General features: G+C 68.6%; 17 protein-coding genes. 13 read left to right on the top strand and 4 right to left on the bottom strand.

Features of this window, described 5'->3' with window-relative positions:
* Window positions 1-91 precede the first annotated feature (91 nt).
* On the bottom strand, window positions 92-727 hold the full coding sequence (locus WEA29_05930; GenBank protein ID MEX2323293.1) for an alpha/beta fold hydrolase: 636 nt from the start codon (window positions 725-727) through the stop codon (window positions 92-94).
* Between the two features lie 178 nt (window positions 728-905).
* On the opposite strand from WEA29_05930, the gene lpdA reads away from it, so the two are divergent.
* The 5 genes from lpdA to WEA29_05905 are packed head-to-tail and all read left to right on the top strand — an operon-like array spanning window position 906 to window position 8,362.
* Window positions 906-2,282 (top strand): dihydrolipoyl dehydrogenase, encoded by a 1,377-nt coding sequence (lpdA, locus tag WEA29_05925; protein MEX2323292.1) that lies wholly within the window; start codon window positions 906-908, stop codon window positions 2,280-2,282.
* A complete protein-coding gene (locus WEA29_05920; protein ID MEX2323291.1) occupies window positions 2,279-4,294 on the top strand; it encodes a dehydrogenase E1 component subunit alpha/beta in 2,016 nt (671 codons plus the stop codon). The genes lpdA and WEA29_05920 overlap by 4 nt, the downstream gene beginning before the upstream one ends.
* Window positions 4,295-4,308: 14 nt before the next feature.
* The gene (locus tag WEA29_05915; protein ID MEX2323290.1) at window positions 4,309-5,799 is read left to right on the top strand and encodes a dihydrolipoamide acetyltransferase family protein; all 1,491 of its coding nucleotides are present in this window, start codon (window positions 4,309-4,311) and stop codon (window positions 5,797-5,799) included.
* Window positions 5,796-7,430, top strand: a complete 1,635-nt coding sequence (gene lipA / locus WEA29_05910; GenBank protein MEX2323289.1) for a lipoyl synthase — start codon at window positions 5,796-5,798, stop codon at window positions 7,428-7,430. The genes WEA29_05915 and lipA overlap by 4 nt, the downstream gene beginning before the upstream one ends.
* Window positions 7,431-7,483: 53 nt before the next feature.
* A complete protein-coding gene (locus WEA29_05905) occupies window positions 7,484-8,362 on the top strand; it encodes an aminoglycoside phosphotransferase family protein (protein MEX2323288.1) in 879 nt (292 codons plus the stop codon).
* A gap of 87 nt (window positions 8,363-8,449) precedes the next feature.
* On the opposite strand, the gene WEA29_05900 is transcribed toward WEA29_05905, so the two are convergent.
* Complete coding sequence (locus tag WEA29_05900) at window positions 8,450-8,968, bottom strand: PPC domain-containing protein (GenBank protein MEX2323287.1); 519 nt, start codon at window positions 8,966-8,968, stop codon at window positions 8,450-8,452.
* 32 nt (window positions 8,969-9,000) lie between these two features.
* Window positions 9,001-10,854, bottom strand: coding sequence for an ATP-binding protein (locus WEA29_05895; GenBank protein MEX2323286.1), 1,854 nt, complete (start codon window positions 10,852-10,854; stop codon window positions 9,001-9,003).
* A 98-nt stretch (window positions 10,855-10,952) separates the two neighbouring features.
* Between WEA29_05895 and WEA29_05890 the strand changes: the two genes are divergently transcribed.
* The 7 genes from WEA29_05890 (at window position 10,953) to WEA29_05860 (ending at window position 18,479) form a co-directional block, all read left to right on the top strand.
* The gene (locus WEA29_05890) at window positions 10,953-12,050 is read left to right on the top strand and encodes a Xaa-Pro peptidase family protein (protein ID MEX2323285.1); all 1,098 of its coding nucleotides are present in this window, start codon (window positions 10,953-10,955) and stop codon (window positions 12,048-12,050) included.
* A 46-nt stretch (window positions 12,051-12,096) separates the two neighbouring features.
* On the top strand, window positions 12,097-14,040 hold the full coding sequence (tkt, locus tag WEA29_05885; protein ID MEX2323284.1) for a transketolase: 1,944 nt from the start codon (window positions 12,097-12,099) through the stop codon (window positions 14,038-14,040).
* 124 nt (window positions 14,041-14,164) lie between these two features.
* The gene (locus WEA29_05880; protein ID MEX2323283.1) at window positions 14,165-14,374 is read left to right on the top strand and encodes a hypothetical protein; all 210 of its coding nucleotides are present in this window, start codon (window positions 14,165-14,167) and stop codon (window positions 14,372-14,374) included.
* 88 nt (window positions 14,375-14,462) lie between these two features.
* Complete coding sequence (locus WEA29_05875; GenBank protein ID MEX2323282.1) at window positions 14,463-15,128, top strand: hypothetical protein; 666 nt, start codon at window positions 14,463-14,465, stop codon at window positions 15,126-15,128.
* Window positions 15,129-15,173: 45 nt separating this feature from the next.
* Window positions 15,174-15,719, top strand: a complete 546-nt coding sequence (locus WEA29_05870; protein MEX2323281.1) for a cob(I)yrinic acid a,c-diamide adenosyltransferase — start codon at window positions 15,174-15,176, stop codon at window positions 15,717-15,719.
* Window positions 15,719-17,185, top strand: coding sequence for a leucyl aminopeptidase (locus tag WEA29_05865; protein MEX2323280.1), 1,467 nt, complete (start codon window positions 15,719-15,721; stop codon window positions 17,183-17,185). Before WEA29_05870 ends, WEA29_05865 begins: the two co-directional genes overlap by 1 nt.
* Window positions 17,186-17,207: 22 nt before the next feature.
* Window positions 17,208-18,479, top strand: a complete 1,272-nt coding sequence (locus WEA29_05860; protein MEX2323279.1) for a sugar transferase — start codon at window positions 17,208-17,210, stop codon at window positions 18,477-18,479.
* Between the two features lies 1 nt (window position 18,480).
* On the opposite strand, the gene WEA29_05855 is transcribed toward WEA29_05860, so the two are convergent.
* On the bottom strand, window positions 18,481-19,239 hold the full coding sequence (locus WEA29_05855) for a Sir2 family NAD-dependent protein deacetylase (GenBank protein ID MEX2323278.1): 759 nt from the start codon (window positions 19,237-19,239) through the stop codon (window positions 18,481-18,483).
* A gap of 160 nt (window positions 19,240-19,399) precedes the next feature.
* On the opposite strand from WEA29_05855, the gene WEA29_05850 reads away from it, so the two are divergent.
* The gene (locus WEA29_05850) at window positions 19,400-19,852 is read left to right on the top strand and encodes a hypothetical protein (protein MEX2323277.1); all 453 of its coding nucleotides are present in this window, start codon (window positions 19,400-19,402) and stop codon (window positions 19,850-19,852) included.
* The last annotated feature ends 47 nt before the right edge of the window (window positions 19,853-19,899 follow it).

Here is a 19,899-nt window from a genome sequence, read left to right as displayed (position 1 = left end):
CCGTCATCGGCCTTCGGCCGATGCCACCTCCCCCTTCGGGAGAGGGGAGTGAGAACGGGTCCACCCTGTCCGAACGCGCTCTCGCTACTCGCTACTCGCTACTCGTCCCTCGCCCCTTGAAGAACTCGGCGATCCGATTCCCCACCGCCACGTCCCGGAAGACGAAGAAATGGTCACTTCCCGGAAACACCTCGAGTTCCGCGCCGATGCCAGCGGCATAGGTCGTCAGCTCGTCGACCGAACAGAACTGGTCCCGGTCGCCGAGGATGAACAGGCGCCTCGCCGGCGGGAGTTCGTCACTCGTCGGCATGCGGAGCGACGGGTCGTAGGCGAGGGCGGGGGCCACGCCGACATAGGGCGATGCGTCGCCGTGCTCCGCCTGCCAGCGCAGTGCCATCACCGCACCGAACGACCAGCCGGCGAGGCCGAATGGGAGGTCGGGGTGCGCCTCGCGGGCGAACGCGACCGCGGCGCCCACGTCTCGGATCTCGCCATCGCCGCCCGACCAGCCTCCCTCGGATTGGCCCACTCCACGGAAGTTGAACCGCAGCACCCGAAAGCCCCGCTCGACGAGCCGGTTGGCCAGCGACCTCATCAGCGGAGCATCCATGGTCCCATCCTGCTGAGGGTGCGGATGGCACAGCACTAACAGGTTGGTGGCACCCGAGGCGGGTCCGGACCAGGCGGCTTCGAGGGTGAGCCCATACTCGGTGATCGGTCCGGTCACGACAGGATCCGCAACAGCCACAGGGCACCGGCGGCGAGGATGACCAGGGCCACGGCGACGGAGGCGATGAGGAGGTAGCGGGTCTGCATGCAGGCCGAGGCTACCCGTGACCCCGGGATCTCTCGGCTCCCGCCGCGGCTTCTGGAGTGGTCGACGCCAGGGAGTAACCTCAACCACCGTGTACGACGTCGTCATCATCGGAGGCGGGCCCGGGGGATACGCGGCTGGCCTTTATGCGCACAACTTCGGGCTGTCGGTGGCCCTGGTCGAGAAGGCGGAGGTGGGCGGCACCTGCCTCCACCGTGGCTGCATCCCGGCCAAGGCCTGGCTCCAGACCGCCGAGGTGTTCTCCACGGTGGCCGGGTCGGGGGAGTTCGGGGTGGACGCGTCTCCGCCATCCCTCGACTGGACGGCGGCGCTACGACGCAAGGGCAAGATCGTCGATCAGCTCCACCGTGGGCTCGGCGGATTGCTGAAGAAGCGGAACGTGGAGATCGTCGCCGGCACCGGCCGCATCGCCGGGCGGGGCATCGTCGACGTCGAGCTCGTCGACGGCGGTAGCCGTCGCCTCGAAGGTCGGACGGTGATCGTCGCCACCGGGTCGGTCCCGCGCACCATCCCCGGCTACGAAATCGACGGGACCCGCATCGTCACCTCGGACCACGCCCTCGATTGGGCAGAGCAGCCTGGCCGGATCGCCGTGATCGGTGCCGGCGCGATCGGCTGCGAGTTCGCCAGCCTGCTCGCCGACGTCGGGTCCACGGTGTATCTCTTCGAGGTGGTGGATCAGATCCTCCCGGGGGCCGACGCCACTTCGGCCAAGCAGCTGGAACGGGCCCTTGCCCAACGCGGGGTGGCGGTCCATACCGGGGTCGGTGTCGAGCCCGCCGAGGTGGGCGACGACGGTGTGATCGTGCGGTACGGCGCGGAATCGGTGGAGGTAGACGTCGTGCTGGTCGCGGTCGGTCGGGCACCGCTCACATCCGGTGTGGGTCTCGAAGAGGCAGGGATCGAGCTCGACCGCGGGTTCGTGCCCGTGGACCTGGAAACCATGGAGACCTCCGTCCAGGGGGTGTACGCCGTCGGCGACGTCGTGGCCGGTACCCCACAGCTCGCTCACGCCGGATTTGCCGAGGCGATCGCGGCCGTCACCCACATCGCCACGGGCTCGTCCGCACCGGTCAACTATCGCGCCGTGCCGCTCGTCGTCTACACCCATCCGGAACTCGCCTCGGTGGGACTCACCGAGGCCCAGGCCCGGGAGGCTGGCATGGAGGTGGAGGTCGTCGAGGAGGGGTTCGCCGGAATCGCCCGGGCGATGATCCGCGGCGTCACCCAGGGCTCGGTGCGCCTGGTAGTGGAGAAGGACGGTCCCCTGGTCGGGGCGACGATCGTGGGCTCCGATGCCGGGGAGCTCATCCACGAGCTCATGTACTCAATCGGATGGGAAGCGCTCCCCGAGGAGGCGGCCGCCTTCATACACGCCCATCCGACCCTTGCCGAGACGATCGGCGAGGCGTTGATGGCCGCCTCGGGAAGGGGCCTGCACGCATGAGCGCCTCAGACGTGCCGACGATCGAGGCCAAGGGCCACGCCGCCGAGCTGTCCGACGATCGTCTGGTCGAGATGTACGAGATGATGCTCACCGCCCGTTTGCTCGAGAGCCGCCTGCACTCGATGTATCGGGGCGGGCGTCTCCCGGGGTCGGTGTATCCGGGCGTGGGTCAGGAGGCGGCCCAGGTCGGGTTCGCCGCTGCCCTGCTCGACGACGACGTGCTCGGCTCGACCCATCGCGACATCGGGATGCAGCTGACCAAGGGAGTGACCCTTGAGGAGACGCTGCTCAACTTCTATGGCAAGGCGTCGGCACCCACCGGCGGTCGCGACGGGAACACCCACTTCGGGGTGCTGTCCAAGGGGACCCTCATGGTGGTGTCCCCGCTACCCGATGCCTATCCGGTGGCCGCCGGCTGTGCCCTGGCCTTCAAACAGCGGGGGGAGGACCGGGTGGCTCTGGCCAACTGTGGTGAGGGCGCGACGGCGACCGGCACCTGGCACGAGACGGTCAACATGGCCGCCGTGCTGCGGCTGCCGATCGTGTTCACCGTCCAGAACAACCAGTACGCCTATTCCACGCCCAACGAGGGCGAGTTCGGCCTCGAGTTCGTCGCCCACAGGGCGGACGGTTACGGGATCCCGGGCATCGTGGTCGACGGCAACGACGTCCTCGAGTGTTACTCGGCGGCCAAGGAGGCCGTCGACCGGGCGAGGCGCGGCGAGGGGCCGACACTCATCGAGGCGGTCACCTTCCGGCACTTCGGTCATGCAGGGCACGATCCGGCCGAGTACGTCAAGCCCGACGAGCGCGAGGCGTGGATGGCCAAGGACCCGCTGCCGCGGTTCGAGGCATTTCTGGAGGGGCGTGGCCTGATGGACGAGCAGCGGCGCGCCGAGCTCGAGGAGCGGATCACCTCCAAGATCAAGCGGACCATCGAGTGGGCAGAGGAGCAAGACGACCCCACGGCGGACGACGTGACGACCGGTTTGTTCGCCGTCCGCGACGGCTCCGGACCCGAGCCGGGTGAGCCGTCGGGTGAGCCGGTGACCTTCCTCGACGCGATCACCCAGGCGCTGGACGAGGAGATGGAACGCGACGAGCGGGTGTTCATCCTCGGGGAGGACGTCGGAGAGTTCGGCGGGGCGTTCAAGGTCACCAAGGGCCTGCACGCCAAGTACGGCCCGATGCGGGTGATCGACACGCCGATCGCCGAGTCGGCGATCATCGGGGCATCGGTGGGCGCCGCCCTGGAGGGGATGCGGCCAGTGACCGAGCTGCAGTACACCGACTTCATCTATCCCGGCTTGGATCAGCTGTTCACCGAGGCCGCCAAGTACCACTGGAAGGCCGGTGCGGCGGTGCCGATGGTGGTTCGTGGCCCGAGCGGCGCTGGCCTGCGCGCCGGGCCGTACCATTCGATCAGCCCCGAGGGGATGCTCTCGCACCATCCCGGATTGAAGATCGTGGTTCCCAGTACGCCGACGGCGGCAAAGGGCCTGCTCCTGGCCGCGATCCGTGACCCGAATCCGGTCGTCTACCTGGAGCACAAGAAGCTGTATCGCAGTGTCAAGGAGTCGATCCCACAGGGTGACTACGAGGTCCCCCTGGGCACTGCCCGCATCGCCCGGAGTGGCGACGACGTCACCATCGTCACCTGGGGCGCCATGGTGCACACCTCGCTCGAGGCGGCCGAGATCCTCGAGGGGGAGGGGGTTTCGATCGAGATCGTCGACCTGCAATCGATCGTCCCCCTCGACTGGGAAGCCGTCTTCGACTCCATCGCCAAGACTTCGCGGCTGGTGGTGGTGCAGGAGGACGTCCCGTTCTCGAGCGTCGCCTCTGAGGTGGCGGCCCGGGTCGCCGACGAGGCGTTCTGGGACCTGGACGCTCCGGTCATTCGGGTGACGCCGCCCCACACGCACATTCCGTATGCTCCCGTCCTCGAAGACGCCTTCGTCCCCCAGGTGGACGATGTGGTGGGAGCCGTTCGCACACTCGCAGCCACGTAGGAGGGCCGAAGACCATGGCTATGACGGTCACGATGCCACAGTTGGGAGAGACGGTCACCGAGGGCACCATCCTCCGGTGGGCCAAGCAGGTGGGCGACTCGATCAACGAGGACGAGGTACTCCTGGAGATCTCCACCGACAAGGTGGATACCGAGGTCCCGTCACCGGCGGCGGGAACGATCCTCGAGATCCTCGTCGAAGAAGGAGCCACCGTCGCCGTCGGGACGCCGCTCGTCGTCATCGGCGATGCCGGCGAGGCGTCGTCTTCCGCACCGGGTGACGACGCTTCGTCCGCCGCCCCTGCCGAGGACGATTCCGTTGGGACCGACGAGACCTCAGCAACGGATGCTGCAGAGCAGGAGACCCCGGAACCGGCGCCGGAGGCCAAGAAGGAGCCCGAGCCCGAGCCTGAGCCCGAGCCTGAGTCCGAGCCCGAGCCTGAGTCTGAGCCCGAGTCTGAGCCCGAGCCCGCGGCTGACCCGCCGAGGACGGCCCCGGCATCCTCCGAGGCGAAGCCCCGGACATCCCCATCGGGTGCGCTCCTGTCGCCGGTGGTCCGGCGGCTCGCCGCCGAGCACGGGATCGACCCGACCCGAATCGAGGGAAGCGGGAGCGGCGGCCGGGTCACCCGACGCGACGTAGGGGCGTTCATCGAGAGCGGCGAGGCCCAGCCGGCTCCTGCCGAGGAACCGAAGGCCGCACCGGCGCCAGCCGCTGCCGCGCCCGAGCCGAAGGCCGCCCCGGCCGCGCCGAAGCCGGCGCCACCACCGCCCGCCGTCGCCGGTGAGGACACCGTCGTGGAGATGGACCGCCTGCGGGTTCGGATCGCCGAGAACATGATCCGTGCCAAGCAGTCGACGGCGCACGTATGGACGTCGGTCGAGGTCGACTACGAGGCCGTCGAGCAGGTCCGCCGCCGCAACCGTGACGCCTTCAAGGAGCGGGAGGGCTTCTCGCTCACCTACCTCCCGTTCATCACCCGGGCAACCGTCGATGCCCTGGAGGAGTATCCGGTGGTCAACTCGACCTTCGATCTCGAGAACAAGCGGCGCATCATGCACGGCCGCATCGATCTCGGATTCAGCGTCGACCTGGATCAGGAGGGGCTGGTGGTGATGACGGTGCGGGGCGCCGACGGCCTGCGCCTGAAAGGGCTCGCCCGAGAAGTGCGGCGTGTGGCCGAGAAGGCCCGTTCGGGGAAGATGGAGCCCGACGACGTGAGCGGCAGCACGTTCACCATCACCAACCCGGGACCGTTCGGCTCGTTCATGTCGGCACCGATCATCAACGTGCCCAACGTGGCGATCCTGTCGACGGAGACGATCACCAAGCGTCCGGTGGTGGTCCAGGATCGTGACGGCAGCGACGCCATCGCCATCCACCACATCGGGTACCTCGGGTTCTCCTGGGACCATCGGGCCTTCGACGGCTCCACGGCGGTCCTGTTCCTCAGGCGGATCAAGGAGAACCTCGAGAACTGGGACTGGGAGCAGGAGTTGGTGTGACCCGGCTCCGGTCCCGGTGGCTGGGTCGGCTCCCGTACGACGAAGCCTGGGATCTCCAGCGAGCGCTCCACGAGGGGCGGCTGCTCGGCCGCACCGACGACGACTACCTGCTGCTGCTCGAGCATCCGCCCACCTACACGGTCGGCCGGTTCTCCAGCGGTGCCAACGTGCTCATCGACGACGCCCGAGCCGCGGCCCTCGGCGCAACCGTGTTCCGGGTGGATCGAGGCGGCGACGTGACCTTCCACGGTCCGGGCCAGCTGGTCGGATACCCGATCGTTCGGCTCGGTTCGTCCATGGAGGTCGCCGGGCATGTCGCCCGCCTCCAGGAGGTGCTGATCCGCACACTCGCCGATCTGGGAGTCGAGGCGTGGGCGGAGGACGGATTCACCGGCGTCTGGACCGCGCAGGGCAAGGTGGCCGCCATCGGGGTACGAGCCGCCCGCGGCGTCACCACCCACGGGTTCGCTCTCAACGTGACCACCGATCTGACCTGGTTCGATCACATCGTTCCCTGTGGCATCCCGGACCGACCGGTTACCTCGCTACAGCGCCTCCTGGGCGAGATCTCGGTCGAAGAGGTAGCCGACGCCCTGATTCCTCGATTCGCCGAGGTCTTCGGCCATGACCTCGTCGACGACCAGCGGGCTGCCTTCATCAGGGGCACGGCCAGGGCCGATGCCGCCTTCGACGTCGACGCGCTCCTCGCCAGTGGCACGTTCACCCCGCGCAGCCGCCAGGCCGTGCCGATCACGGTGCGCGGGCGCCTGCCGGGAGAGCCGGAAAAGCCGGAGTGGATGAAGGTCAAGCTCGACCTGGGACCGGGATATCGCGACCTCAAGCGGCTGGTGGAGGGCCTCGACCTCAACACCGTCTGCGAAGAGGCCGGGTGCCCCAACATCTATGAGTGCTGGGGGAGCGGGACGGCAACCTTCATGCTCCTCGGTGACGTGTGCACCCGAGCCTGCGGCTTCTGTGACGTCGCCACCGGTCGACCGGGTGAGGTCGACCGGGACGAGCCGAAGCGCGTTGCCGAGGCCGTCGCCCAGATGCGGCTCGAGCACGCCGTGCTGACCTCGGTGAATCGCGACGACCTCCCCGATGGCGGGGCCGAGGTCTTTGCCGAGTCGATCCGCCAGATCCGGACCCGCCTCGCCTGCGACGTCGAGGTGCTGATCCCGGACTTCAAGGGTGATCGGGCTGCCTTGGAGACGGTGATGGCTGCCGAACCAGATGTCCTCAACCACAACACCGAGACCGTCCTCCGACTACAGCGCGACGTGCGTACCGCGGCCAACTACGGCAGGTCGCTGGCACTGCTCGCCCGGGCCCGGTGGCTGGGTCCCGCCTCCCTGGTCAAATCCGGCCTCATCGTCGGCATGGGAGAGACCACCGACGAGGTGATGGGTGCCCTGGCGGACCTTCGCGCCGTCGGGGTGGACGTGGTCACGATCGGTCAGTACCTGCGTCCGACGGCGCGTCACCGGCGGGTCGATCGTTACGTCCATCCCGACGAATTCGTCGCCTTCGCCTCCGAGGGCCGACGCCTCGGCCTGCGGCACGTGGAGAGTGGCCCGCTGGTCCGCTCCTCCTACCACGCCAAGGAAGCGGCGGCGAGGAGTAGCGAGTAGCGAGTAGCGAGTCTGGCCGGTAGCCGGTAGCCGGTAGCCGGTAGCGTCGTCCCATGGACCTCCGCCTACCCGACTCCCTCGAGCGCATCCGTTCGGTCGATGGCGGCCCTGAATGGGTAGCCGCGCTTCCTCGACTCGTGGGCGACGCCGTCGACCGGTGGTCGCTGCGGATCGTGGGCGACCCGTTCCCGGGGTCCTACGTGTCCCTCGTGATGCCGGTCACGAGGCACGACGAGCCCGCGATGCTCAAGATCCAGTTCCCGCACGACGAGTCGGAGCACGAGGCCGAGGCTCTGCGGGTGTGGGACGGGGACGGCGCGGTCCGGCTCCTCGGGCACGAGCCCGATCTCTTCGCGCTGCTCATCGAACCGTGCCACCCGGGGGATCACCTCGCCGACGCCGGACCGGAGGTGGCCCTGGAGGTCCTCATCGGACTGCTGCCTCGCCTCTGGGTCGCCGCCGACGGGCCATTCCGTTCGCTCGACGAGGAGGCCCGGGGATGGATCGAGGACATCCCCGCCGCCTGGGAGCGCGTCCGGCGCTCCGTCGAGCGTCGCCTCATCGATGCGGCCGTCGATGCGCTGACCGGTGTCATCGGCGGTTCCTCGGCGGTGCTGCTCCACCAGGACCTCCACGGGCACAACGTCCTACGGGCGACACGCGAGCCGTGGTTGGCGATCGACCCCAAGCCGCTCGTCGGCGATCGTGCGTTTTCGGTGGCACCCATCGTCAGGTCCTACGAACTGGGTCACTCCGAAGCCGAGGTGTTGGAACGGTTCGATCGGCTGGTGGACGCCCTCGACCTGGACTCGACCCGGGCCGCCGCCTGGACCATCGGACAGACGATCGCCTGGGCATTCGACGGTGACCGCGTGCTCGAAAACCACGTCGATACGGCGCGCTGGCTCATCGAGCACCGCTGGGGGGAGTGAGGCCGATCAGTCGCCGACGGAGAGGACGATGGCGGCGGTCGCGACGCGCATGTCGGCTGTATCGACAGAAACCAACGGTGCCTTGACTCAGTCGGCGGTCGCCATCACCGTGTAGGTCGATCCGGCCCCGTTGTAGTCGAAGACTTCGATGTAGTACACGCCACCCTCCGGATTGACGATTTCGATGTACTCGGGAGCGTTCTCGAACTCCTGTCCCGCCCACTCCCATGTATTGACGCCCTGGACGCTTTCGATCGAGCCCAAGCCCACGTAGAGGTCGAGGTCGGCCTCGAGGTCCGTGAGGGTGAACACCAGGGTGCTGGCCCCTGCGGGAACCTCGACGCAGAAGTACCGGGCGTTCGCCGGGTAAGGATCGGCGGTGGCATCGATCACGCCCTCGTACGGGATCCCCAGCGTGAGCGGCTCGGCCGGGTCGTCGCACCGCCCGGGTGGTGCAGTCGCCTCGGTGGTGGTGCTGGCGGTGGCCCCGGTCGTCGTGGTCAGCTCACCGACGGTGGTGATAGTGCCGCCGTCATCGCCGCAGGCGACGACGAGCAACGCCAGGGTGGCGGCAGCGATTCTGAGTCTGGTGGCGGGCGCCGACATGAGCGCCTCCTGGCGGTGATGCTGGCCGAACGCTAGTGGTCGACCGGGGTACTGGCGGACGATCTCGAGGCGACTGCCGCGGGGAGCGACAGCATGAAGGTGTTGCGGTCGTCGATGCGGCGGAAGGTCAGCGTGCCGTCCATTGCCGCCACCAGACTCCGGCTGAGCCCGAGGCCGATGCCCATGGACGGGGCGGGGCCGTCCGAGGTCCCGCGGAAGTAGGGGTCGAACATGTTGGATTCGACCTCCGGGGTGAGCGGCGGTCCGTCGTCGCCCACGGCGAGGGTCGCACCGTCAACCTCGGCGGCGACCGTCACGGTGATGGTCGGACCCCCGTATCGAAGGGCGTTGGAGACCAGATTCCGGATCACCTGCCGGGTGCGGGCTCGATCTCCGAGCGCGGTCACCGACGAACCGGATACTTCGATCCAACCCCCCTGAGCCGGATCCCAGTGGTGGACGACCCGGGTCGCCTCTTCGAGGAGGTCGAACTCCGACAGGTCGAGGCGCAGGGTGTTGGTGGACAGCCGGCTGATCGCGGTCAGGTCGTCGACGATATCGGCCATGTCCTTCCCCTGGCCGAGGATCGTCTCGAACAGGTCACGGGTGTGGGCGTCGAGCCTGTCGGACTCGAGGGCGACCAAAGCGAACCCGATGACCCCGGAGAGTGGCGTGCGCAACTCGTGAGACACGGCGGCGATCAGGTTGTCCTTGACCGCCGCTTCGGCCTGGAGTTGGGCCCGGGAAGCGCTGAGTTCCTCGGTGCGATTCTCCACCTCCCGCTCCAGACCCTCCGAGAGGCGTCGCAGGGCGTTGGTGGTGCGAGAGAGACGGCTCGCCGTCACGAGGAAGGTGGCGGCGAGCAGCAAGGTGAGAGCGGTGAGCACCCCGGCGGCGATCATCCACAGTCGCCGGGTCGACCAGAAGACGGCGAACGCCTCGGCCTTGTCGACCTCGGCGCTGAGACCGATCCCGGGTTCGGCGATCCACTGCCACGCCCCGACCACGGTCACACCCCGGTAGTCGCGGTAGCCGCTCACATCGAAGCCGTTTTCTCCCGAGGTGGCGCTCGCCGCCATCCGGGTGAGTGGTGCGTCAGGGTCGACGGTCCCGCCGTCGCGCAGGTCGCGGCCGGGATCGGCGACCCGAAGGCCGATCGAGGATTCCCCCGGTTCGAGGAGACCGAGCCCGGCGAGGCTGGCTTCGAAGCGGGTGGGTGTGAGCAGCCGCCCATCGCCGTCGAACAGGTAGATCTCCCGAGACGCCGAAGTGCCGAGGGTCGCCACCAGGAACCTGGCGACCGGGGCGACGTCGGAGGAGAGCCCGAGATAGCCGACGACCGCGCTATCTTCGGTCGCCACCGGTGCCCACACCCGGATGCGGATCTCGCCGATGCGGTCCCCGGTGGCTTCGAAGACGAGCACCTCGATGCCCTCCTCCCATTGGAGCGCCCCCTCGGTCCAGATGACGTCGGGGATGTTGCTCGCCAGGAGCCGTCCGTCGGGCGAGACGAGCACGTACTCGACCAGCGAAGCACCCAACCGGCTGGCCACAAAGAGCACGTTCTCCACCTGCTCGAGGTGGCCCGCATCGCCGTCGACGGCGAGCGACTCCGTTGCCTCTGCCACTCCCGGCAGGGCCGCCATGCCGGCGGCGCGAGCCTGTTGCTCGGAGAGCAGCGACCCCACGTACTCGGCCATCGATCGAGTGATGACGATGAGCTCGGAAGCGAGCTCATCGCGTCGGTGCCGTTCGCCGATCGACAGGATGACGAGGGCGGTCACCCACACCGAAACACAGGTCAGGGCGGCGATGAAGCCCACGAGGCGCCGAGAGCGGACGAAGGCGGGATAGTTTGGATGGGGAGGGTGCACGTCGAGACTCATCGGTGACTTGATTTGGAAAGTTGAGGGACACACCATGGTAACTGTTGGTATGGCGATTCCGGTGACGGGCGAGGCACACCCGGTAGGCTCCGGAGCCGATGTTCCCCGACTTCGACTACGCCGCCCGCCTTGAACACACGCGGGATCGGCTGCGACGGGCAGGGGTCGATGCCCTCCTGGTGTCGGTCGGTGCCGACCTCCCCTACCTCATCGGCTACGAAGCCATGCCGCTGGAGCGCCTCACCATGTTGGTGCTCCCGTCCGATGGGGAGCCGACGCTCCTCGTGCCCATGCTCGAGGCGCCGCGGGTCGACGATCGGCAGGGGGCGTTTCGCGTCCGGGCATGGGGTGAGACCGAGGATCCGGTGGCGCTCGCTGGAGAGCTGGTCGGGTCACGGGCGTCCTTGCTGGTCGGCGACCAGACATGGTCCGTGTTCCTGCTGGCGCTCCAAGAGCAGCTCGGGGCGGCGCGTTTCGCTCCGGCGACCCCGTTCATGGCCGGTCTGCGGATGCGCAAGGAGCCTGCGGAGATCGAGTGTCTCGGTGCTGCGGGGGCCGCCGCCGATCGGGTGGTCGCCGTTTTGGGCGACATCCGCTTCGCTGGCCGCTCCGAGCGCGAGGTTGCCGGGGACATCGCCGAGCGTGTCGTCGCCGAGGGGCACGATGTGTCCACCTTCACCATTGTCGCGTCGGGTCCCAACGCGGCGTCGCCCCATCACGAGACCGGGCGCCGGGTGATCGAGGCCGGCGACTCCATCGTGCTCGACTTCGGGGGCCGCTACCGCGGCTACCACTCGGACACGACTCGCACGCTCCATGTGGGCGAGCCGTCGGTCGACTTCGCAGCCGCCTACACGGTGCTCGAGCAAGCCCAGGCCGCAGCCCGAGAGGCGGTACGGCCCGGGGTGGCGGCGCAGGAGGTGGACCGGGTGGCCCGCCGGATGATCGACGACGCTGGATACGGCGACCGCTTCATCCATCGCACCGGGCACGGGATCGGCCTCGAGGTCCACGAGCACCCGTACCTGGTGGAAGGCAACGAGGCGTCGCTGGAGGAGGGGATGACCTTCTCGATCGAGCCAGGGATCTACGAGCCGGGCGCCTTCGGCATGCGGATCGAGGACATCGTGGTGTGCACTGCCGACGGGATCGACGAACTCAACCGATCTCCGCGCTCTCTGCTCCTCGTCGAGTAGCCCTGCCTGCTGCCTGCTGCCTGCTTGCTTGTACCCTCCCATCCTGATGGATCACGAACAGGTCGCCGCCGACACGCTGCGCACTCTTGCCATGGATGCGGTCGAGGCGGCTGCCAACGGGCATCCGGGGATGCCGATGGGGATGGCCGACATCGCCGCCGTTGTCTGGGGACGGCACCTCCTGGTCGACCCCGGCGACCCCGAGTGGCCGGACCGCGACCGCTTCGTCCTCTCCAACGGCCACGGTTCGATGCTCCTCTACGGCCTGCTGCACTTGAGCGGGTTCCCCCTGTCCCTCGACGATCTGCGCAACTTCCGGCAGTTCGGTCACCCGACGGCCGGGCATCCGGAACGCGAGCCGCATCTCGGGATCGAGATGACCACCGGCCCTCTCGGTCAGGGGTTCGGGAGCGCGGTCGGGATGGCGATCGCCGAGGCGCACCTGCGGGCCGTTCTCGGAGACGACCTCGTCGACCATCGAACGTGGGTGTTCGCCAGTGACGGGGACCTCATGGAGGGCGTCGCCTCTGAAGCGGCGTCGCTCGCCGGCCGGCTGCGCCTCGGGAAGCTCGTCGTGCTGTACGACGACAATTCGATCACCATCGACGGGAGCACCGAGCTCGCTTTCACCGAAGACGTACTCGCCCGTTTCGAGGCTTACGGATGGCACGCGCTCAGGGTCGACGGCCACGATCGCGAAGCCATCCACGACGCCATCGAGACCGCCAAGCGGGACGATCGGCCCTCGCTCATCGCCTGTCGCACGCACATCGCCTACGGGGCCCCGACCAAGCAGGACACCGCCGAGGCGCACGGCTCACCGCTCGGCGCCGACGAGGTGGCCGCCACCAAGCGGGCGATGGGTTGGGACCCCGACCAGACCTTCGTCGTCCCACCAGAGGCTCGTGACTTCTTCGCCGGCGCAATGGACCGTGGAGGCGCGGCGCGGCGGCAATGGGCGCAGCGGTTGGCGGCGCTCGATGCGGAGCGACGGGGGATGTGGGAGGCCTACCACGCGCCGCCCGAGGTCCAGCCGCCCGACCTCGGTTTCGAGGTCGGAGCCCAGGTCGCCACCCGATCGGCGTCCGGTAAAGCCCTCAACGCCTTGGCCGTTCTGCGCCCGGACCTGATCGGTGGGTCCGCCGACCTGACGCCGTCGAACAACACCTACTTGAAGGATTCGAGCGAGTTCCAGGACGATCCTGCGGGCCGCAACCTGCGGTTCGGTGTCCGCGAGCACGCCATGGGAACCGCGCTGAATGGGATGGCCATCCACGGCGGGTTGCGCCCCTACGGCGGGACCTTCCTGGTGTTCAGCGACTACATGCGACCGGCCGTGCGGCTCGCCGCTCTGATGGAGGCTCCCAGCATCTTCGTGTACACCCACGATTCGATCTTCCTGGGCGAGGACGGACCGACCCATCAGCCGATCGAACATCTCGCCTCCCTGCGCGCCATCCCGGGGATGTGGGTGGTGCGACCCGCCGATGCCGGGGAGACCGCCGAAGCCTGGGCACTGGCCCTCGCCCGCGAGGACGGCCCCACCGCCATCGTCCTGACTCGCCAGGCCGTCCCGGTGCTCGATCGCTCGCAGGTGGCCGGACAGGTGGCCCGCGGGGCGTACGTCGTTCGGGATGGCTCGGACGCCGTTGTGCTCGCCACCGGTTCCGAGGTGTGGGTGGCACTCGAGGCGGCGGAGGCGCTCGCCGGGAGGGGAGTATCGCTACGCGTGGTGTCGATGCCCTGCTGGGAGGCGTTCGCCGAACAGGATCCGGGCTACCGGGAGCACGTTCTCGGCGACGGGATTCCCCGCGTCTCGGTCGAGGCCGCCGCCACCTTTGGCTGGGAACGATGGGTCGGTGCCCACGGTCTGATCATCGGCATCGACCATTTCGGCGCCTCGGCACCCTGGCAGCGGCTCGCCGAAGAGTGGGGCTTCACCCCGGAGGCCGTGGCGGACCGCATCGCGGCCTGGCTGGAGAGCCGGTAGCCGGTAGCTGCTAGCCGGTAGCCGGTAGCGGGCAGCCGGCAGCCGGTAGCCGGTAGCCGCGATGTCTCATACCCCGGCCCGGCTCGTACCATCGGGTTTCCAAGATTCTCGAAAGGGACCCATCATGAAATCCACCACTCTTCGCAGCAACACCGACCTCGCCAAGTCGGCGCTCGGTGGCCTCGCCACCTTCGGTGCCGAGTCGGGTCGCCTCATCGGCCGCGGCGCCAAGTCCCTCTGGAAGGGCGCTCGCAAGGTGACCTCCAAGGCGACCTCCAAGGCGAAGGACAAGGCCGCCGAGGCTCGCGAGACGGTCGCCGCCAAGCTGGACTGAGAGGGTATGCGGATCGGCCCCTAAGTGACTTCGGAGTCCGGCCTATTCGCATACCCTCTGACGACCGACCGGGCTACTCTCGCCCGCCGTGGAGGTCACTCCCGCGGGCATCCTGACCATGTGGTCTGCCGGCCTGAGCGCCGGCCTCGCTGCCGTCGCCGCGCGTCGCATCGTGCGGCGCGGCTACGTGTGGCTCGCCGTCGGCACCACCACGCTCTTCGGATTGTTCGCTGCGGTGGCGGGATCCTCGTGGTGGGCCTACGGGGCATGCGCGGTGGTCGCCATGGCGGCGTTACTCGCCGGGCATACCCCGAGCGTTGTCGCGCTCGGCGGGCTCGGCGCGGTCGCCTTCACGATCGCCTCGGTCGAGGCCGGGAGTCCCGTGGCCCTCGCCGTCACCGGGGCGGTCGCCCTCGGTGCGATCACCACGGAGATGATGCTGGGGCATTGGTATCTCGTCGATCCCCGCTTGCCGCGGCCGGTGCTGCGCGCCATGGCGCTGGCCGGTGTCGCCGGGATCGGCGCCGACGTGATCTTTTCGGCGGCGGCCGGTGCGACGTCCTGGGGTGACACGCAGATGGTTCTCGGCTGGGGGTGGCTCGTTCTGGGGGTCACCTCGGCCCTGCTCATGGTCATGGTGTATTCCGCGTTGGGGGAGCGCGGCTACGCCGGGGTCATGGCAGCGACTGGCCTGTCCTACCTCGCCGTGCTCACCTCGACCGGCGCCGTGGTCCTGGGTCGTCTATTGGCCTGAGTGGCCGGTGAGGTGGCGGCCGCGCCAGGCCGTAGTATCGGAGCCATGAAGATCTACACCCGAAAGGGCGACGACGGTTCGACCGGCCTGTTCCACGGCGGCCGCGTCGCCAAGGACGACACCGGTCCGGAGGCCTACGGCACGGTGGACGAGGCTGTGGCAGCCCTCGGACTCGCCCGCGCCGCCGCCGACGAGCCGCTCGCCGATCGCATCCTCCAGGTCCAGCGGTCCCTGTTCGTGCTCGCTGCCGAGCTGGCCACCGCGCCGGGAAAGCGAGAACGACTCCAACCGGGCGTGAGCCTCGTGACCCAGGGCATGGTGGATGATCTCGAAGCCGCCATCGACGAGGTGGAGGCGGCGTCCGGACTGCCCACGGAGTTCGTCGTCCCCGGGGGATCGCCGGCCGCCGCCGCCATCGACCTGGCGCGCACCATCGTCCGACGAGCCGAGAGGCGGACCATCAGCCATGTGCGAACCGCCGTTGTGGCCGACAGTGTCGCCGTGATCTTTCTGAATCGGCTCGCCGACTACCTGTACGTGCTGGCCCGTTCGGCGGAGGGTCAGTGGATTCCGAGTCGCGAGGAGCGATGATGGACCTGGAGATCGGGGGAAGCCTCGAAGAAGCGAGCGCCGATGCCCTCGTCGTGGGCGTTCGGGCCGGTCGGGACGCCGACGATGACGGACGCTGGCTCATCGGACGGCTGCCGTGGCTGGAGGCGGCCATGGACGATGCCGAGTTCACCGGGAAGAAGGGGCAGCTCCTCACCACGGCCGGAGGCGGCGAAGTGTCGTTTCGCAAGGTGGTCGTCGTTGGCCTGGGAGACGCCCCGGTCGATCCCGAGACGGTGCGTCGGGCGGCGGGGAGCGCGGCGAAGGCACTGTCGCGGTTGGCGACCGTCGCCACCACTCTGCACGCACCACCCGGGATGGCCGAGGCGGTCGGGTTCGGCTTCACACTCGGCGCCTACACCTTTGTCAAGCACAAGAGCGAGAAGAAGCCCTCGCTCATCGAGCGACTGATCCTCATCGACGGGTCCGAGGAGCAGTTGGCCGCGGCGCGAGTTGGCGCCCTGATCGCCGCCGGTGTCGGGTTCGCCAGGGACCTGGTCAACGAACCTGCCATCGGCATGCCGCCGGCGGCGCTCGCCGATACCGCTGCCCGGATGGCCGAGGAGGTGGGCCTTGGCGTCCGCGTCCTCGATGAGGACGAGATCGCCGCCGAACGCCTGGGCGGGCTCCAGGGGGTGGCCCTGGGAGCCGACAACCCTGCCCGCCTCGTCGAGCTCCGCTGGGAGCCGGAGGGGGCGGCCGGCTTCCTGGTCTTCGTGGGCAAGGGCATCGTGTTCGACTCCGGGGGACTGTCGCTCAAGCCGGCAGAGGCGATGGAGCGGATGAAGACCGACATGTCGGGTGCCGCGGCGGTCTTCGCCGCCATGCGAGTGATCGCCGAGTTGAAGCTGCCGGTGAAGGTGGTGGCCTTCGCCCCGCTCACGGAGAACATGCCGGGGGGCGGGGCGCTCCGACCCGGGGACGTCCTCCAGATCCGCAACGGTAAGACGATCGAGGTACTCAACACGGACGCCGAGGGGCGCCTGGTCCTCGCCGACGCCCTCGTCCTGGCCGCCGAGGAGTCGCCCGATCTGATCGTCGACGTGGCGACCCTGACCGGTGCCTGCATCGTCGCCCTCGGTGAGCGCATCGCCGGTCTCATGGGGACCGACGCGGCCGTCGAGCGGGTTACTGCAGCCGCCGATGCGGCCGGGGAGCGGGTGTGGAGGCTGCCCCTCCCTGACGACTACCGCAAGGACATCGATTCCGACGTCGCCGACATGAAGAACACCGGCGGCCGCTACGGCGGCGCGATCACCGCAGCGCTCCTGCTCAAAGAGTTCGTCGGCGATGCGCCGTGGGCCCACCTCGACATCGCCGGTCCTGCCCGGACGTTCACCGAGGCCGATCACTACCTGACCAAGGGCGGCACCGGCTTCGGCGTGCGAACGCTCGTCGAACTGGCCCGTCAGACCGCCGAGGCACCTGAGGCCCCAGGCTCCGGGTGAGCGACCGGTAGCATCGTCGGCAATGCCGCGTCGCAAACTCCCGGTGGCGATCGTCCTCGACCTGTCGGCACTCGCCGTCGCCATGTTGATCGCATCGCTCACCGTGTTCGGTGAGCCGTACCCGTGGTATGCCCGGCCCGGCTCGGGCACGATGATCGCCTCGATGGCGTTCGGGGCCCTGCTCGGCACCTTCCTCGTTTTCCGTCCCGCCGCCGAGGGTCCGTCGCGACCGTCGTACGGCAGGGCGCTGACGATCGGGGCGGTCATGCTGGGCACCACCGCGGTCACCATCGTCCTCACCCGGGCGTTCTGGTCGCGGGCCTTCGTGCTCACCGCAACCGCCGTCTGGCTAGTGCTCGCTCTCGGCCACCGGTGGCTGCGCCGTCGGCGTCCCTGGGCTGAGCGAATGGTGGTGATCTCCTCGGAGAAGGCGCTGATCGGGGACCTCCTCGGCGCTCCCCACGCCGACCTCGTCGCCGTCCTCGACCCCAGCGCGGAGGCGCCCGAGGAGCCCCTGGAGCCGGGCTCGACCATCGCCATAGATCTGCGCGCCGTGTTGAGCGACTCCATGGCCCGCTTCGTGTCGTCGTCGAGCATCGCCGGGTACCCGATGCGGTCCCTGGTGAGTACCTACGAGGAGCACACCGGCAGGCTCCCGATCATCCACCTCAGGGAGGGGTGGGAGCTGACCGTGCCCCTGTCGGGCAATCGGTCGTACGTTCGGATCAAGCGCGCTCTCGACACCGCGCTCGTTCTCGCCACCTCGCCGCTGTCCGTGCTCCTTGGAATCGTCATCTGGCTGGCGATCAGGATCGAGTCGCGTGGTCCGGCGATCTTCCGGCAGGAGCGTGTCGGTCTCGAGGGTCACCCGTTCACGCTCTACAAGTTCCGGACCATGCGCAACGACTGGGGGAGTGGCGCCCGGTTCGCCGCCCAGGACGACCACCGACTCACCCGGGTCGGCAAGGTGCTGCGGCGATTCCGCATCGACGAGCTGCCGCAGCTGTGGAACGTGCTGCGCGGCGATCTCAGCCTCGTCGGTCCCCGGCCCGAGCAGCAGCCCTTCGTCGAGCAGTTCAGCCAGACCATCCCGTTCTACGGTCACCGGCACCTGGTGCGCCCCGGGATCACCGGCTGGTCACAGGTGAACTTCGGGTACGCCGACAGCGAGGCGGACACCGTGGAGAAGCTCTCCTACGACCTGTACTACGTGAAGCACCTGTCGTTGTGGCTCGACCTCGAGGTGCTGGGCCGCTCGGTGTGGACGGTGCTTTCGGGCTTCGGAGCTCGCTGAGTCAGCGCCCGGCGATCCCGGTCACGATCGCCGGAAGGGCCTCACCCGCCGCCGCTTCTACGGTCGCCGACGCCAGGTGGTCGAACTCCGTGGCTCCCCGGTTGACGATGACCATCGGATGTCCGTTGTCCACGACCGCCAGCGGGATGTAAGCAGCGGGGAACACGGAGAGGGTCGACCCGATCACGAGGACCGCATCCGCCCGTTCGGCCAGGTCGTGGCTCCGAAGCATGGCATCGACCGGCATCGCCTCGCCGAAGAACACGACGTCCACCTTGAGCGGACTGCCGCAGCGATCGCAGTGTGGGTCGTCATCGCCAGCCTTGACCCGGGCGAGTATGTCGGTGGTGTCGCTTCGGTGGCGACAGCCGGTGCAGATCGTGTGCCGGGCATTGCCGTGGAGCTGGACCACCGCATCGTCGGGTAGACCCGCCGCCTGATGGAGCCCATCGATGTTCTGGGTGACACAGCCGAGCATCCTCCCCGACTCCCACAGGCGCACCAGGGCCTCATGCCCCGGGTTGGGAATGGCGTCGAGGACACCCGACTCGTCCCGGTGTCGCCATGACGCCACCCGCGTCTCCCGGCTCTCTAGATAGCGATCGATGGTGAATTCATCGGGATCGACGCGGGTCCAGACCCCGTCGGGCCCGCGAAAGTCCGGAATGCCCGACTCAGTGGAAATGCCGGCGCCGGTGAAGACGAGCAGACGCGTCGAACCGGCGAGGGCGTCGACGGCGGCAGTGATCGGGTCGGACATGCGCGTGAGGGTAGAAACGCTCCACGCTCAACGCTCCACGCTCAACGCCTGGAGCGGTCTGTCCATCTTTCTTGCGTTGAGCGTTGAGCGTTAAGCGTATCTTTCGCGCACCCCCTCGCACCTCTTGCATATAACTGCTCGTAACTGCTATCAACTTCTCATGACCGCCGTTGCGCCCGGGTTCATCCGTCGAGATGATCGTCCTCCCATCGACGCGGAAGTCGCGCCAGCCCCGGGCGCAGCTGCGGTCCGCTGGCTCGCCGCCACCGAACGGCCGTGGATCGAGCCGTGTCTCGGGATCGACCCGGGTTCCGGCCACCACCCTGCGGACCCGGCGGTGCGGCGCTACTGGACGGCCGTGCTCGGCGCGGGAGCGGTCGCCGATCTGCTGCGGTTGCTCACCGCGGCCCGTACCGGCCGCCTCATCCGCCGGCCGTACAACCTTTCGTCACTCATCGCCGAGGGCCTGGTCGAAACGAGAGCGGAGACGATCGTGGTGCCGCCTCGGATCCCCTATCTCGGCGAGAAGCAGATCCGCCGACTTTCGCCCCGCCTACGCAGTGAATACCGCTTCTTGCTGAGAAGGGCGCTGGAAGCAGAGGGCGGCAATTAGCTATTGGCTATTGGCTCTTGGCCAGACAGGATCAAGGGTCTGGCCAA

The sequence above is a fragment of the Acidimicrobiia bacterium genome (genome assembly GCA_040902765.1).
Classification (GTDB): domain Bacteria; phylum Actinomycetota; class Acidimicrobiia; order Spongiisociales; family UBA11373; genus DATKBG01.
This window is presented reverse-complemented; position numbering and strand designations above follow the sequence as displayed.